General features: G+C 52.7%; 13 protein-coding genes. All 13 read left to right on the forward strand.

Features of this window, described 5'->3' with window-relative positions; all coding sequences use genetic code 11:
• Positions 1-62 precede the first annotated feature (62 nt).
• Entirely contained in the window at positions 63-1019 is a 957-nt protein-coding gene (locus MYS68_RS37760; protein WP_248930663.1) for an ABC transporter permease, read from the forward strand.
• A 2-nt stretch (positions 1020-1021) separates the two neighbouring features.
• Positions 1022-1891: a carbohydrate ABC transporter permease gene (locus MYS68_RS37765; RefSeq protein WP_248930664.1), complete on the forward strand. Its 870-nt coding sequence runs from the start codon at positions 1022-1024 to the stop codon at positions 1889-1891.
• A 66-nt stretch (positions 1892-1957) separates the two neighbouring features.
• Positions 1958-3535 (forward strand): type 2 periplasmic-binding domain-containing protein, encoded by a 1578-nt coding sequence (locus MYS68_RS37770; RefSeq protein WP_248930665.1) that lies wholly within the window; start codon positions 1958-1960, stop codon positions 3533-3535.
• A gap of 87 nt (positions 3536-3622) precedes the next feature.
• Positions 3623-5710: a hypothetical protein gene (locus tag MYS68_RS37775; protein WP_248930666.1), complete on the forward strand. Its 2088-nt coding sequence runs from the start codon at positions 3623-3625 to the stop codon at positions 5708-5710.
• 37 nt (positions 5711-5747) lie between these two features.
• Positions 5748-6146 (forward strand): CidA/LrgA family protein, encoded by a 399-nt coding sequence (locus MYS68_RS37780; RefSeq protein ID WP_248930667.1) that lies wholly within the window; start codon positions 5748-5750, stop codon positions 6144-6146.
• Positions 6143-6835: an LrgB family protein gene (locus tag MYS68_RS37785; RefSeq protein ID WP_248930668.1), complete on the forward strand. Its 693-nt coding sequence runs from the start codon at positions 6143-6145 to the stop codon at positions 6833-6835. The genes MYS68_RS37780 and MYS68_RS37785 overlap by 4 nt, the downstream gene beginning before the upstream one ends.
• Before the next feature lie 83 nt (positions 6836-6918).
• The gene (locus MYS68_RS37790) at positions 6919-8943 is read left to right on the forward strand and encodes a family 10 glycosylhydrolase (RefSeq protein ID WP_248930669.1); all 2025 of its coding nucleotides are present in this window, start codon (positions 6919-6921) and stop codon (positions 8941-8943) included.
• Between the two features lie 29 nt (positions 8944-8972).
• Positions 8973-9986 carry a D-2-hydroxyacid dehydrogenase gene (locus MYS68_RS37795; RefSeq protein WP_248930670.1) on the forward strand — a complete coding sequence of 338 codons (1014 nt, stop codon included), beginning with the start codon at positions 8973-8975 and terminating at the stop codon, positions 9984-9986.
• A gap of 95 nt (positions 9987-10081) precedes the next feature.
• On the forward strand, positions 10082-10972 hold the full coding sequence (locus tag MYS68_RS37800; RefSeq protein WP_248930671.1) for an NAD(P)-dependent oxidoreductase: 891 nt from the start codon (positions 10082-10084) through the stop codon (positions 10970-10972).
• A gap of 287 nt (positions 10973-11259) precedes the next feature.
• The gene (locus MYS68_RS37805; RefSeq protein ID WP_248930672.1) at positions 11260-12621 is read left to right on the forward strand and encodes an FAD-binding oxidoreductase; all 1362 of its coding nucleotides are present in this window, start codon (positions 11260-11262) and stop codon (positions 12619-12621) included.
• Position 12622: 1 nt separating this feature from the next.
• Positions 12623-13993, forward strand: coding sequence for a (Fe-S)-binding protein (locus MYS68_RS37810; RefSeq protein ID WP_248930673.1), 1371 nt, complete (start codon positions 12623-12625; stop codon positions 13991-13993).
• Positions 13994-14066: 73 nt separating this feature from the next.
• A complete protein-coding gene (locus MYS68_RS37815) occupies positions 14067-15467 on the forward strand; it encodes an FAD-linked oxidase C-terminal domain-containing protein (RefSeq protein ID WP_248931151.1) in 1401 nt (466 codons plus the stop codon).
• Positions 15468-15573: 106 nt separating this feature from the next.
• The gene (locus tag MYS68_RS37820; RefSeq protein WP_248930674.1) at positions 15574-16335 is read left to right on the forward strand and encodes a fumarylacetoacetate hydrolase family protein; all 762 of its coding nucleotides are present in this window, start codon (positions 15574-15576) and stop codon (positions 16333-16335) included.
• Positions 16336-16360 lie beyond the last annotated feature (25 nt).

Consider the following 16360-nt stretch of genomic DNA (forward strand, 5'->3'; position numbering starts at 1 on the left):
TCCGGACTAAATAGTATAGTGATTGTAAACGAATACAACAGTGAATTGCAGGGGGGAGTAAGTTGGAAAAAGCAGCGAATCATCAAATGAAAGTGGTTGCAGGAGGAAAAAAGTTGGAAAAAGTCGCCAATCATCGGATGAAACTGTTGTGGCCGTTATATATGATGGCCATTCCGGGCATCTTGTTTCTTATCGCGTTCAAGTATATTCCGTTAATAGGAACTGTAATCGCATTCAAAGATTATTCCGTGTTTAAAGGGTTTCTTGATAGCCCTTGGGTAGGGCTTCGACACTTTCAAACTCTGGTTCAGCATCCGGATTTTATCCGAATATTCGGCAACACGTTGATGTTGGGTTTTCTTAAAATCGTGCTTGTGTTTCCCGTACCGGTCATACTGGCGCTCATGATCAACGAAATCCGAAAGTCGGCGCTCAAGAAAGGAATTCAAACGGCACTCTACATTCCGCACTTTTTGTCCTGGGTCATCATCGCCGGCATCGTCTTCGATTTCTTCTCTTTAAGCGGATTATTCAATGTGGTGATAGGGTGGTTTGGTTACGATCCCGTTCTTGTCATGCAAGAAAGCGATTACTTTCGCATGGTTTATGTCATTACGGCCATTTGGAGGGATGCGGGATGGGGAACTGTCGTTTATATGGCGGCCATCAGCGCAATCGATCCTCAGCTGTATGAGTCGGCAATGATTGATGGCGCTTCCAAGTTCAAGCAGATCCGTCACATCACTTTTCCGCTCCTCTTGCCCACGGTATTGGTGCTGTTCTTGCTTGAGATCGGAAACTTCATGGAGCTGGGCTTCGATCACGTATACAATCTGTTGACACCGATGACATATAGTGTTGGGGACATTCTGGATACGTACGTATTCCGAACCGGAATTCAGCAAGCGCAGTACAGCTTTGCTACGGCGGTCGGCTTGTTCCAGTCGGTCATTGGATTTATCCTGGTTTACATTTTCAACAGACTATCAAGAAAAGTGTCCGACGGGGGGCTTTGGTAATTATGGCAGAATCCAGAGGAGAAAAGGTATTTGTATCGGCGATTGCCGTTGTTCTTGTTCTTCTGTCCGTGTTTGCGATCATTCCGCTAATATCCGTCCTTTCCACCTCGTTCAGCTCCAAGAAGGTCGTGGATCTGAATCTGGTGACGATCTGGCCCAGGGAATTCACGTTCGACTCCTGGAATTATATCATTTACCGTCCCGATCTGTGGAAAGCATTCTTTCTTACTTTAGGTTCGACAGTGATCGGCACGGCATTGGCGCTGCTGATCACCGCCTTGCTCGCTTACCCGCTGTCCAAGTCGGAGTTCCGCTGGGGGCCGGTGCTTATGGTCGGCGTAGTTATAGCGATGGTGTTTAAAGCGCCACTCGTACCGTATTTCCTGACAGTCCGCGGTATCGGTCTTTATAATAATCCGCTGGTTCTGATCTTGCCCCATATTCTCAATCCGTTTAATCTGATCATCATGAGGACCTTCTTTAAGCAATTTTCAAAAGAGCTGGAAGAGGCGGCTTTCATCGAGGGGTGCGGGTACTTCCGGATGCTGTTCCAATTCGTGCTTCCGCTGTCCAAGGCGGTGCTGGCCACCCTGGCCTTGTTTTACGGCGTTGTGATTTGGAATCAATTCCAGACTCCTTTGCTATTTTTGCAAAACCCGGAATTGTTCCCGCTGCAGATCAAAATCCGGCAGTTTATTACCGACGACAGCGTCATTATGGCGCTTGTTCCTTCCAAGCTTGACGTGAATTATAACGAACGTACATTACGAGCGGCGACCGTCATTTTCGCGATCATTCCCGTCATTGCGGTATATCCTTTCTTGCAGAAGTACTTTGTCAAGGGAGCCATGGTCGGATCCGTTAAAGGATAATATCCTATTGGTTTTATGGCTTAACGCCTGAAACATATTTCTAACGACATTCAAGGGGGAAATGGCATGAAAGTCAAAAAGCTTGGCGCACTCTCAGTGACGGTATCACTTGCATTTTCGGTCGTTGCCGGCTGTTCCGGCAAAACGGAGCCTCCTGCACCTTCTGCAGCAACACCCCAGGACTCGGGCTCCACGAACGAAATCGTTGACATTGAAGTATGGAGAGAAAACAACGGCTATTTACCGACCACCAAGGGAAGTAAGTTATATGAATTTTATAAGGAAAAGCTGGGAGTAGGAGTCATTCATCCTTATGTGGAGTGGAACGGTGGCACCAACTACCTGAATCAGCTAAACCTGAAAATCGCCGCAAACGAAATGCCGGATCTGTTCGCGCCTTATAACGGCATCGAATCGAGCCTCGCCAAGAGCGGCGCCATTGCCGATCTGACGGATTTATTGCCTAAGTATGCGCCGCATGTATGGGAAGCGATTCCGAAAGACGTATGGGATATCGTTAAGGCCAACGACCCTACCGGCCAAGGCCGGATCTATTATATCCCGGGTGTGCTGGACTACGGAAGATACGCCGGCTTGATCCGAAAAGATTGGCTCGACAAGCTGGGTCTGCCGATGCCCACAACCCTGGACGAATATGTGAAGGTTTTGGAGGCGTTCCGGGACAAGGATCCCAACGGCAACGGCCAAAAGGATGAGGTTCCGGCCGGCGGCAGAGAGCAGGCGCGTTGGATGGACCATCTGTTCGCCATGTACGGCGTTGCCATGTTCGAAGGAATGCCGGATTGGGATCTGTACGACGGCAAGCTGACTTACTCCGCGGTTACTCCGAATATGAAAGCGGCCTTGGAATTTATCTCCAAGCTGTACAAAGAAGGTTTATTAGACAAAGAGACGCTTCTGAACAACAAGCAGAAATGGGATGGAAAGGTGGAAGGGAATAAGGCCGGGAACTATTTTCACTGGGCGGAAACCGTCAATGACCGCCTGGAAAACATGAACAAGAACACAGGAGTTAAGGCCGATTTCTCTGTGCTCCCGATACCCCAAGTTCCGGGATATAAAGGCTTCTACACATGGAAGAGAATGACTCCCCCGGCCTGGGTTGTCAAGAACAACAAGGATCAGAAGAAGCTGATGGCCACCTTGAAGCTGCTGAACAACGTGTACGACAAGAAAAATTGGAACGATCTGTATCTGGGAGTGGAGGGAATGCACTACTCCATGCAAAACGGCAAAGCCATCAGACTTCCGGATGATAAGAGCACCCAGGAGAACATCATTTTCGAGCCGTATAAAAATATGGCCACCCTTGATTTTATGACCTCACTCATCAAGAATACATCGACCGAAGACAGAAAGTGGGCTACTGACCAGACCGTCCGCGATATGCAGGATGCCCAGAAGTACGCCAAGGTTATAGCCGGGGACGGTTTGCCTGCAAGCATCTACGACGGCTTTGCGGATATCAACAACCGTACGCTGTATGTGGAATATGCCTCCAAGATTATAGTCGGTCAATACCCGATCAGTAAATTCGATGAATTTGTAGACAAATGGTATAAATCGGGTGGAGAAGAGGTCACCAAACGCGCCAGAGACTGGTACGCAAAAGTGAAAAAGTAGCAAAACCGCGGAATCAAGGAATGGCAGTAATGGCATGTTGCCCAGGCAACGTGCCTGCTTTTTTAAACTTCGAAAGGAAGATCATCAATGACGATATCACTAACATTTCCGGATCATTCACCGAAGCTAATCTTTGCCGTTCGAAGATTGCAAGCAGCAATTACGGATTTGGGAGAAACATGGACGGTTAACGAAACGCAGCGCCCGGATATGGATCATATGATTATCCTTTCAGACAATCAGCATGCAGAGGGATCATTCGGAATGACCGCCGATGCGTCGGTCGTGGCGGAAGGCTTTGAAATACGCCGCTCGCTTCACCTCGGAAATCCGGCGTTGTTCGTTCTTGCCCGCGACGAGTCCGGCGCCATGTACGGCGTGCTGGAGGTCGCGGAGCAGCTCCGGAAACACGGGAATCCGTTAAGTGTCTCCGAATGCGTCGTGAACCCCGGATTTCCATTCCGTGCCGTGAAGTTCAATCTTCCTTGGTCAAGCTACCGGAGGAACGAATGTTTTGATCTGCAGAAGGAACCGGTCCGCGACCTCGCCTTCTGGCAAGCTTTTTTGGACATGATGGCGGAAAACCGCTACAATGTGCTGACTTTATGGTGCCTTCATCCGTTCCCTTATATGATTAAGCCTATGAATTTTCCTAAAGCCACCCCATTTACGGATGAAGAGCTCGCCGATTGGAAACGGTTTTGGACATCCCTGTTCCAAATGGCCCATGATCGCGGGATTGAAACGTACATGATCAACTGGAACATTTTCGTCTCGGAATCGTTTCGGGAGCATTACGACGCCGATGCCGTCAGCGACGAGACATTCTACCATCATGGAGATTATTATTCCACCGAGCAAATCAAGCAGTATACCCGCGAATGCGTGACGCAGCTGATCGATGAATATCCCGGACTGACCGGATTCGGCATTTCCGTAGGGGAAAGAATGAATGGAATGACGCCCGAGGAGCGGCAGGATTGGATCGCCGACGTGTATTTTGAAGGGATGAAAAATGCCGGTCGGCCTGTGAAATTTATCCACCGGGCCCCATTCTCCGTTGACCCGCACATTACGAGAAACGCGATCGAAAAAAACGAGTTTTTGCCAGAGCCGGTATGGGTGGAAGTCAAGTTCAATTGGTCCCATGCGTATTCTTCCACGAAACTTCTCATGACGCACGGAGGTTCCGACGGCATGGAAGGATACTGGAATCCGGCGCCGCAAAATTACAAAATCACGTGGATGGTCCGAAACGAGGATTTTTTCACGCTGCGTTGGGCTCAGCCGGATTTTATAAGAAAACATCTGTCGGATAACGGCCAAGATTATGTGGGCGGGTATTACATCGGATCCGAATGTTTTATTCCTGCCAACGACTATTCACACGTGCCGGGAAGTCCGCATATCGAGTGGACATACGCCTTCGAAAAGATTTGGTTGTATTACATGCTGTGGGGAAGGCTGCTGTACGACCCAACGACACCCGACGATGTGTTTGCGGACGCTATTGAAAGACGTTACGGCAAGTCTGCAGGTCGCCCGCTGCTTGCGGCGTTTTCGTCGGTATGCAAAATGCCGATGGCGCTCGCATCATTTTATTCTTTCTCATGGGATTTTACTTTATACGCCGAGGGGTTCCTTGCCACCGACAAATCCGAGTACAATACGGGGAAAGCTTTTATTTCGCTTGAGGATCTGCTGAGCAGCGAGCCGCTGGATCCCGATTATTTGTCGATCCGCAGCTATGTCGACCATATCATCGATAATCAATCGGTTGAAGGTTATGTGACGCCGCGCCAACTGGCCGATACTTTGGAGCACGACGCCCGGCAAGGTTTGGCGGAGCTCGCTTCGATCGGCTGCGGTTCGCCTTCCCTTTGCTGCGAGATGGCGGATGTCGAGGCTTGGGCCCATTTGGGTCTGTATTTCGCGGCCAAACTGCGAGCCGGGGTTTGCTACGAAGTATACGTCAGAACCGGCGATCAAGCGGAGCGGCAAAAAGCATTGCAATGGCTGGAGCCGCCAAACGCCGTTCAGCATTGGGATGATCTGGTTCGTGTGACCAATTCCCATTACGTGAAGCAGCCGCTGCTGCATTTAGGCAAAACACCGTTCACGTGGGAGCTGTTCCGTCCGCAGGTGCTTGAAGATATCGAATTTGTTAGGAAATGAAACTAACAGCACGTCTTGGCATAATGGGGGATTCGCAATGCGTGGTTTTGCAATTTTATTGGCTTTTTATTTGGCTGGAATGTCCATTCAAAAAGGGTTGAACGTTCCACTCCCAGGTAACGTGATCGGTCTGGCCTTATTTACGTTATTTTTATTTACAGGCTTGATCAAATTGAAATGGGTAGAAAAAACCGCTTCGTTTTTGAACCGGCATATGCTGTTGTTTTTCGCCCCCATTATTGCAGGGACGTTATCTATTCTGCCTTTGATCCGGGAACATGCCGCTTCTATTGTTGTCACATTTTTCATAAGCTGGTTGGCTGTACTGCTTGCCACGGGATGGACCGTGAGGGCGCTGACCGGCAGAAAAAAAGCAAGCTCGAGTCCGAATATTCCCGCATCATGGCGCGACGCAGCAAGGAGGGAACATTCTTGAACCTGCAACCGTATGCACAAAGTCCGATGTTCGGCATTTCCCTGACCGTGTTGGCTTACGTTTGTTCGTTTGGCGTACACCGGTATATCAAATGGCTCCATCCGTTGTTTGTATGCTCCGGCCTCATTATTCTTGTGCTGCTTGCAGGCGGGGTACCTTATTCCGATTATAAGGTCGGAGGGAGCCTGATTGAATTTTTCCTCGGACCCGCGACCGTAGCTATGGGAGTTCCGCTTTATAAAAACGCACAAAAATTTAAAGAGAAGCTGCGTCCCATTGTAGCGGGAATTTTGGCAGGCTCCCTTACGGGCGTAGCATGCAGCTCTGCTCTGGTGTGGCTATTGGGCGGTTCCCGGGAAATCATGTTTACGATGATGCCCAAGTCCGTAACTACGCCGATATCGATTGAAATTATCCGTTCCATGGGGGGGAATCCCGAGCTCGGCTCCGTTCTCACCGTATTGACGGGGCTGCTTGGCAGCATGATCGGCCCCGAGGTGCTCAGACGGTTTGGCATGCGGGATGACTTTTCCGTCGGCACCGCGGTGGGGACGTCATCCCATGGGATCGGGACGGGCCGGTTAATTCGCGAATCGGACCTGCTGGGAAGCATCAGCGGGTTTTCCATGTGTTTGGCGGGGATGGTCACTTCGGTATTGGTCATACCTGTCTATTGGTTATTCCAATGAGAAAGCGGAATACCGAATTAGCCGACTGCAGCAAGTGAAGGTGTCCGGATGGACGTATATATCATTTTTGGGAGGAATCGACGATGGGTTGGTGGCAACAGAAGCCGATGCGGCTGATACAGACGAATTTAAGAGAGATTGACGCGATGCTGGACATCGACGAGTATATGCGGAGCCTGGAGGAATTCTCGGCAAATGTCCTGCTGTTTAACGTAGGAGGAATAGTGGCCAACTATCCTTCCGCGCTTGAATTCCATTATGTTAATCCCAATTTGAAGGATGATTTTGCCGGGAAGGTGATTCAGCGCGTTCACGAAAAAGGAATGAAGTTCATAGCCCGTTTCGATTTCAGCCGGTTAAACGAAAAATGCGCGTTGCCTAATCCCGACTGGCTGTATCGAAGCGTGGACGGAGAAATCGTCAATTACAACGGCCAGGTGCATACTTGCATCAACGGCTACTACCAACAGGAGTATTCGCTTCAAATATTGCGGGAAGTGGCCGAAAGGTATCCTATTGACGGCATATTCTTCAATATGCACGGTTACGTGACTCACGACTACAGCTACAATTATTACGGGATTTGCCAATGCGGCAGCTGCCAAAAGCGATTTTTCGAGTACACCGGCCATGAACGGCTGCCTCTGAAGGAGGATCCGGACGATCCGATTTTCCGGGATTATGAGAAGTTCCGTGCCGAGACGGTAAGGGAGCTGTTTCTCAAACGGGTGGAGGTTGTTAAGCGCATCAATCCACATATCGCCGTATGCAACTATACGCATTCAGGAACAGACATCTTCCGCAAGGAATCCAACACGGGGATCAACCGGCCTCTGCCGGAATGGAATTACTCGGCTACGGAAAACGTGCGCACCGTTCGGGGCACTTGGGACGGGATGGCCGTAAGCAATTCGGCGGTCCACTTCGTCGATTATGCCATGCGGCATACGGCGGTTTCTCCTCACTTGACCGGGCTGCGGCTGGCGCAAAATCTGGTGAACGGGGGATGGCTCGATTATTACGTGATCGGTACGCTCGTTAATCAGGATGACCGGCTTTGCTTCGACCTCGTGAAAGATATTTACCGTTTTCACCGCGATCATGAGGAGTATTATTCGAACCTTGCATCCTTGGCCGAGATTGGCCTGGTTGTCCCGGAAAGCAGCAGTATATTCGGAAGCAAAAACGAATTAAAGGGAATCATGAGAATTTTGGCCGAAAACCACGTGCAATACGATTTGCTGCACGACAGCGCGCTGCAATCGCCGCAAATTGAAGAGAAACTTAAACGTTACAAGCTGCTGATCCTCGCCGACCAGCGAAGCATGAGCGACAGTGCGGTGGAAGCCGTCGACCGTTTCGTGGAACAGGGGGGAAAACTGCTTGCCACCGGATTTAGCTCTACGTGCGATGAGAAAGGACATCCTCTGGGACGCATCCGCCTGCAAAGCATAGGGACGAAGGAGTTTGAGCTTAAACCGAAGGTACAGGGGGCTTATTTCCGAATCCGCGAAGCGGATAAATCCACACTTCGGGGTTTCGAACAAATCGACCTTGTGTATTTGTACGGGGAAGCGTTGGAGTGCAAGCTGGAGGAAGGTGCGGAGGGATTTCTCGGGTTGATTCCTTCGTGCATGTTCGGACCTCCGGAGAAATGTTATATAACCGAGCAGACGGACACGCCGGGGTTGATCTTTGGCCGATATGGAAAAGGGGAGTCCGCCTATATTCCGTGGGGGCTTGGAGCGCATTATGAAAAACTGAGCAACCACGGTCATGCCCGCCTCTTGATGGCGGCGCTGCGGGATGTGCTCGGTCACCGGGAGCCTCTGCAAGCAGATGCTTCACCGCTCGTGGAAGTAACCTTCCACAGAGGGCCCTCGCGGCGCCTGATCAGCGCAGTAAATGGTTCCGGACAACTTGGAACCGCATTCCATGCGCCTTTGCCGGTTCGGAACATTCGCTTCACCCTGCGGGCGGATGCCAAACCGTCGCGCGTCCATGCGCTGCGCCGTTCCGGCGATATACCTTTTGTTTACCGTGACAATGAGCTTTCATTTAATCTGGATGAGCTTGATTTGTTTGAAACTGTTGTGATCGAGGATTAAAGCTGCCAATAGTCTGAGGAGGCTGCAATATGAGGGACATTCGGGTCGTGCTTACTACGGTCGACTATAAAGAGGAACATTATCGGAGGTTGGTCCAAGCCTTTGAACCGGCATCGCTCATCCGCCTGAGGAGCGACGATCGCGAAGGCATCCGCCAAGCGCTTGAGGTCGCGGATGTAGCTGTGCTTGCAGGCGATATCCTGGATGAACGATTCTTTCAGGCCCCGCTGCTCCGATGGATTCACTGCGATCATGCCGGATTAAACAAAAGCGCGAGGCCCGAGCTGTTCGAGCGGGGGCTGCTCGTAACGAGTTCGGCGGGGCGATCGTCACCTGCGCTGGCGGAGCATGCGATCTTTTTTATGCTGGCTCTGGCTTATCAGTTTCCGCGGTTTCTTGACGCCCAGCGGGCGCATCAATGGGGAGTGCCCGGCCAGAACGACCTTCGGGGATTGTACGGACGGACGGTCGGCATCGTCGGCATGGGCAATACCGGCGCCGATCTGGCAGTACGGGCCAAGGCGATGGGCATGCGCGTGCTCGGTTACCGCCGGAGCAGCGCCCCTCCGCCTCCGGGAGTCGACCGGCTCTTCTGCGCCGCCGACGGCGATTCGCTCGACGAGCTGCTGACCGAAAGCGATTTTATCGTGCTGGCCGTGCCGCTGAGCAATGCGACGCATCATTTGATCGGCCGCCGGGAGCTGGCGCTGATGAAGCGGTCCGCATGCATAGTCAATATGGCGCGCGGCGCCGTCATTGACGAAGCGGCCTTGGCCGAAGCTCTATATGCGGGACAGATCGGCGGGGCCGGGCTCGACACGTTCACCCGGGAGCCTCTGCCTTCGGACAGTCCGCTTTGGGACGCGCCGAACACGCTGATTACACCGCATACAACGCCGCAGGTGCCCGATCGCACAGGCCGTTCCATAGACATTATCGCGGAAAATGTCAGACGTTACCGAGCCGGGGAACCGCTGCTCAACGAGTTGCGCCCTGACGATGTGTACACGCCGGAATCGCAAGGGAGCCATTACGGGAAATAACCTGTATGCAGGACATCGCGGGATATTCCGACCGCAGCTGGAATATGTGCTCCAAAGCGATCGAAATTTTAAACTAACCCAAGGAGGAAAAAAACTTGAAGCTCGCATTTATCGGTTTGGGAAATATGGGATTGCCTATGGCGCGGAATCTGGTTAAAGCCGGGTACGAGGTGTATGGGAAAAACCGGAGCCAAGGCAGAGAAGCGGCATTTGCGGAGTCCGGGGGGAAAATCGGATTGTCCCTGAAAGAACTGGCGCAGCAGGCGGATGTGATCATGACGTGCCTGCCGATGCCGGCGGACGTGGAGCAAATGTTCCTCGGTCCCGAAGGAATTGTGGCTAACGGCCGAAAGGGTCTGGTCTTGATCGACTTCAGCACCGTATCGCCGGATCTTTGTGTCAAAATCGCCTCGGCCGCCGGGCGGGCAGGCATGGAATTTCTGGACGCGCCGGTTAGCGGCGGAACGGTGGGAGCCGAGCAGGCGACGCTGTCCATTATGGTCGGCGGCGACAAGCCGGTGTTCGATCGGGTGCTTCCCATCCTGGAGAAGGTGGGTAAAAACATCTACCACGTTGGGGAAGTCGGCAATGGAACCGTCGTCAAGCTGCTGAATCAGCTGATGGTCGGTATCCATACCCAGGCTGCGAGCGAAGCGATGGCGCTGGCCGACAAAATGAGCCTGCCCAAAGATATGCTGCATCAAATTTTAAGCAACAGCTTCGCTCAGAGCCGGATTTATGACCGGCATTATACCCAGTTTGTCGAAAAGGAACAGTTCCAACCGGGCTTCGCTCTTAATCTGCTGCACAAGGATCTGGTGCTGGTGAAAAAAATGGCGGACGATAACGGAGCCGCCCTGCCGATAGGAGCTGAGGTGGAGCGGCTGCTCCATACCGCAAAAGCCCAAGGATTCGGGGACAAAGACATGTCCGGCATGTATTTGTACATGAAAGAAATGAATGAACAACGGCCGGAGACAAAGTAAAATTACAAAACTATAATATTTGGAAATTCCGGCCCATCATTGGGCCTTTTTTTCTCGCGATTATCGATCAAGAATCACTCCCCGACACTCATTTTTTGATCTCGAAATTTCCGGGACGATTGAATCATATATTGTCTATAAAGCGCCTGCAAAGATATAGTCCATCGATATTGACACGGCCGGAAACCTGTGGGAAAATTGTTATAGATATAATAATGAACAATGTTCAATATATTGAACAACCGCTATCCAAAGTCATATTTGCCGAATTTTAGCGAGGTGATGAAATGCCTGAAACGGTCAAGCTGACAACCGATGAAATGAAGCGCGATTTGGTCGGCATGGTAGGTCCGGAGAATGTTGCGATTCGCAATGAAGAGGGAGAGCGTCAATACCGGCTCCATGCTCCCATGGTTGTGTTTCCTTCCGAAGAACGGGAAATTGAGCAAATTTTAAGCTGGGCCGCCAGCAACCATGTACGTGTCGCCCCTCAGGGGGGAGGTACGAAAGATGCGTACGGACATCCCGGCGACGAAATCGATATCATATTATCGTTGAAAAAAATGTCCGGCATCATCCACCATTCCGCCGGGGACCTCACCGTCACCGCGCTGCCGGGAACAACGCTGCGCGAGCTTCAGCAAGCTTTAGGCGTGGAAGGGCAGTTTCTGCCGCTTGATCCGGCATGGGAGGAGCAAGCGACCTTAGGCGGGATCGTCGCCGCGGGCGCTTCGGGACCCGGAAGAGCGATGTACGGATCGGCGAGAGATTATTTAATCGCGTCCCGTATTTGTTATCCGGACGGCACGCTGATTCGCACGGGCGCAAAGGTCGTCAAAAATGTGGCCGGTTACGACATGAACAAGCTTTTTATCGGTTCGATGGGCACCCTGGGGGTGTTCACCGAGCTCACCTTTAAAATCCGGCCAATCCCGCCCTATGCCGGAGCTTTGGCCATTGGCGACCCGGATCCGCTTAAGCTCCGCAAGCTGCAGGAAATTTTGCTCGACTCTCAGCTTGAACCATCCGCAGCGGAATGGATAAACGGACGGCTGGGAGCGCGAATATTCGGCAGTTCCGCCGGCGATCCGGTGCTGCTAGTGTCGTTCGAGGATGTGGAGCGTTCGGTACGATTTCAATTGAACTGGCTGCAGAACGCTTGTAACAGCTTAGGGGTTACGGTGCTGGAGCGGATATCGGGGTATAAAGAAACCCGGGCCGTACTCTTCGGATTGCGGGAGCATCTTCCGAATTCGCACGACATTCCGGACGATAAGCTTGTGATCGGCGTCAAGCTGCTCTCCATGATTGCGGAAGTACCGGCCGTTTACGAAGCCGTGCAGCAGGCAGCGGATGAAAAAGGGCTGCCGCTGGATTTCCATGGGGGTCTGTATACAGGCATCAGCAGAGCAACGGTTCGGGCGGAATGGGGACAGCAGCAGGCGGTTTTCGAATGGCTTCGCACCGCCGAGTCGTTCCTCGGCAGCCTGAACGGACGGTCGGTGATCGAAATCGCTCCTCGCAAAATGAGGACAAAGCTGAACGTATGGGGCGCTGAAGCGGAAGATTGGAAATTGATGAAAGGGATCAAGGAGAAAATCGATCCGAAGCGCATCTTGAACCCGGGTCGGTTTGTAGGAGGTATTTGAGATGGCGCAGCAAGGTGTCAAAAAACCGCAGGCGGCTCCCCAAGCATGCCACGATATTTCGTTAACGCGTTCCAATTATTTATGGGAGGATGCCCCCGATCCGGAGAAGTTTTCGCAATGCGTGCATTGCGGGATGTGCCTCGAGGCGTGCCCGACCTACCAGGAAACCGCATTGGAACCGCATTCTCCGCGGGGACGGGTCTATCTGATTAAATCCGTTGCGGAAGGAAAAATGCAGCTGAACGAGTTTTTCAAAAATCCGGTGTCCACCTGTCTGGACTGCCGGGCCTGCGAAACCGCATGTCCGTCCGGCGTTCAAGTGGGGGCGCTGATCGAAGAAGCGCGAGGGCAGCTGTACAAGGCCGATCCTCCGAAGGGCTTCTCCGGATTGCTGCACAAGCTGTTTTTGCACGGGCTTTTCCCGTACCCGTCCAGAATGCAAATGCTCGGGACGCTGCTGAAGCTGTACCAAAAGTCCGGACTCGCTTTTGCGGCGGATAAATTAGGTGTGATGCGCCTGTTGCCTGCGCATTTGCGCGAGATGGAGAAAGCGCTGCCCAAGCTGTCAAGGCCGCCGGTGCTGCGTTCCCATCCGGAAACGCTGCCGGCCATCGGCGCCAAACGGGCGAAGGTGGCGGTGCTTACGGGCTGCGTCATGGATGTCGTGTTCAGCGACGTCAACGAAGCGACAATCCGCGTTTTGCGCCGCAACGGCTGCGAAGTATGGATACCGAAAGCGCAAAAATGCTGCGGCGCTCTCCACGTTCACGCAGGGGACCGCGATCAAGCGAAGCAATTGGCGCGCCATAATATCGACGTATTTTTATCCGATGACATCGACGCCATTATCGTAAATGCGGCGGGCTGCGGTTCGACGCTGAAGGAATACGGGGAATTGTTCAAAAATGACGAGCGCTACCACGAGAAGGCGCATTTGTTCAGCGAAAAAATCATGGACGTCTCGCAGTTTCTCGACCGGCTCGGCCTGATCGCGCCCAAAGGGAAACTCGACATGACGGTCACTTACCATGACGCCTGCCATTTGGCGCACGCACAAGGTGTACGGGCCGAGCCGCGCCGGCTGCTTGCAGCCATTCCCGGCTTGCAGATTGCCGATTTGCCCGATGCCGATCGCTGCTGCGGCAGCGCCGGCATATACAACCTGACGCATCCCGAGATGGCCGGGCAGCTTCTGGACCGCAAGATGAACGACATCCCCGGCGGGTGCGATGCGGTGGCTATGGGCAATCCCGGCTGCATGATGCAGTTTCAGGTCGGCGTCGTGCGCCATAACCGGACGGAACAAATTGTTCACACGATTCAGCTGCTCGATTGGGCATACCGTAAGGAGGAGGCATCAGGTCATGAATGAGGCGATCCATGCCAAGAATTCGGCGTCGAACCGTTTCGTCAGTATCGAGCAGCGCGAGCAATTCGTCCGGGCGATGGTGCAGATGCTTGGCCCATCCGCCGTTCTGCACCGCTACGAGGATTTGGTGGCGTACGAATGCGACGGATATACGATCGAAAAATCGCTTCCCGCGGCCGTCGTTTTCCCCAAGTCGACGGAGGAGGTTTCCCGGGTCGTCAAGTATTTGTATGAACGGCAAATTCCTTTTTTGCCCCGGGGAGCGGGGACGGGCCTTAGCGGCGGAGCGATAGCGCAAGGCGGGGAAGTGATCGTCAGCCTGGTGCGGATGAATAAATTGCTCAGCATCGATTATTTGAATCGCAGGGCGGTCGTTCAGCCCGGCTACATCAATCTGAAGCTGTCCAATTCGATTTCGTCGAAAGGATATTATTACGCTCCCGATCCTTCCAGTCAGGCAGCCTGTACGATAGGCGGGAACGTCGGGGAAAACGCAGGCGGGGCGCACTGCCTGAAATACGGCGTGACGACCAACCACGTGCTCGGGCTCGAGCTCGTTCTCCCGAACGGCGATATCGTGAAAACCGGAGGGACGCCGGACAGCCCGGGGTACGATTTGCTCGGCATCCTGACCGGATCGGAAGGCACGATGGGCATCGTGACGGAAATTACGGTCCGCATTTTGAAGAAACCGCAGGGAGTCAAGACGGTGCTCGCCTTATATGACGATGTTAACGACGCCAGCGTGGCCGTCTCGGAGATTATTGCTGCAGGCATCGTTCCGGCGGCTCTGGAAATGATGGACAAAATCGCCATTGAAGGCGTTGAATCGGGCAACTATCCGGTCGGATATCCAAGGGATCTGGGTGCGGTGCTTATCGTCGAAGTCGACGGAATCGAGGAAGGGCTGCAGGATCAGATCGATCACATCATTGCCGTTTGCCGAAAAAATCGGGTACGGGAGGTGCGCCAAGCGGCGGATGCCTTGGAACGGGGGCGCTGGTGGGCCAACCGGAAAACCGCATTCGGCGCCATGGGCACTATTTCACCGGATTATCTGGTCCAGGACGGGGTGATTCCGCGCAGCAAGCTTCCTGAAGTTTTGGCGAAGGTGGGGGAAATCAGCGCGAAATACAAGCTGCGCATCGCCAATGTGTTTCACGCCGGTGACGGCAATCTGCATCCGCTCATTTTATTTGATTCCAGGGTGCCCGGAGAGACGGAAAGAGCGGTGGCCGCGGGCTCCGAGGTGCTGAAGGTTTGCGCGGACGTAGGCGGTTCCATTACCGGCGAGCACGGGGTGGGCATCGAGAAGATGGAGGATATGCGGTTTATTTTCAACGAGCGGGAAATTCAGGCGCAAACGGATATTCGCGACGTCTTCAACCCTTTAGGTCTTTGCAATCCGGACAAAATATTCCCGAAACCTGCCCGCTGCGCGGAAGTTAAGAAATATGTCGCCTCGTCCAAGGAATAATAGGTTTCCAATATTCCCATTGACGTTTAAAGCAATCTATGGGAATATTATTTTAAGTAATATAATGAACGATGTTCACAATGTCGAACGAAAGGTTGATAAAAAGATGAAGCTGGTTCGATTCACGATTTCCGAAGAACCGGAGATTTTGAGCGGCATTATCGAGGGAAGCACCGTAAAAGAATTTACCGGAGATTTGTTCGACGCCCGTACATTAACGGGGAGAACGTTTCCGGTGAGCGATATTCGCTTCAAAGCGCCCCTTATTCCAAGGCATATCATAGGCATCGGCAAAAACTTTGCCGCGGAAGGGGCCGAGAAGCCGCCTGTTCCCGACATGCCGATTTTATTTTTCAAACCGCTGGGAACGGTGGTAGGTCCGGAGGACCCGGTACTCCTGCCTCGCGGAACGGAAGAGATCAAGTTCGAAGCGGAGCTTGCCGTCGTTATCGGGAAAACCGCGAAAAACCTGGATCCTGCAGAGGCAGACGGGGTTATTTTCGGATATACGGTAGCGAACGACTTCGGCGCTTTCAATTATTTCCACCCGGAAGGACATTGGACGATCGGCAAAGCGTTTGATACGTTCTGTCCCCTCGGTCCGGTGCTCGAGACGGAATTCGATTACCGGTCCGCGCGCATGAAAGCGGCAGTTAACGGGATTTTGAAACAAGACAGCACTATGGAGCGCATCATTACGCCGATCGACGTCATGATATCGTACATCAGCCGGTTCATGACCCTTATGCCGGGAGACGTCATTTTGACGGGAACCCCGGCGGGATCGGAAGCCGTCCGCGACGGCGATGTGGTCGATTGTTACATTGAAGGCATAGGACACCTTCGAAATCAAGTGAAAGCTGAGTAAAATGATATGGAGGAGGAGATTATCG

Origin of the sequence: Paenibacillus hamazuiensis, from assembly GCF_023276405.1 — a bacterium.
GTDB classification, from domain to species: domain Bacteria; phylum Bacillota; class Bacilli; order Paenibacillales; family NBRC-103111; genus Paenibacillus_AF; species Paenibacillus_AF hamazuiensis.

Coding starts and splice junctions, on each gene's coding strand:
- MYS68_RS37765 (WP_248930664.1), top strand. CDS start 1,022: ATGGCAGAATCCAGAGGAGAAAAGGTATTTGTATCGGCGATTGCCGTT.
- MYS68_RS37770 (WP_248930665.1), top strand. CDS start 1,958: ATGAAAGTCAAAAAGCTTGGCGCACTCTCAGTGACGGTATCACTTGCA.
- MYS68_RS37775 (WP_248930666.1), top strand. CDS start 3,623: ATGACGATATCACTAACATTTCCGGATCATTCACCGAAGCTAATCTTT.
- MYS68_RS37780 (WP_248930667.1), top strand. CDS start 5,748: ATGCGTGGTTTTGCAATTTTATTGGCTTTTTATTTGGCTGGAATGTCC.
- MYS68_RS37790 (WP_248930669.1), top strand. CDS start 6,919: ATGGGTTGGTGGCAACAGAAGCCGATGCGGCTGATACAGACGAATTTA.
- MYS68_RS37795 (WP_248930670.1), top strand. CDS start 8,973: ATGAGGGACATTCGGGTCGTGCTTACTACGGTCGACTATAAAGAGGAA.
- MYS68_RS37805 (WP_248930672.1), top strand. CDS start 11,260: ATGCCTGAAACGGTCAAGCTGACAACCGATGAAATGAAGCGCGATTTG.
- MYS68_RS37810 (WP_248930673.1), top strand. CDS start 12,623: ATGGCGCAGCAAGGTGTCAAAAAACCGCAGGCGGCTCCCCAAGCATGC.
- MYS68_RS37815 (WP_248931151.1), top strand. CDS start 14,067: ATGGTGCAGATGCTTGGCCCATCCGCCGTTCTGCACCGCTACGAGGAT.
- MYS68_RS37820 (WP_248930674.1), top strand. CDS start 15,574: ATGAAGCTGGTTCGATTCACGATTTCCGAAGAACCGGAGATTTTGAGC.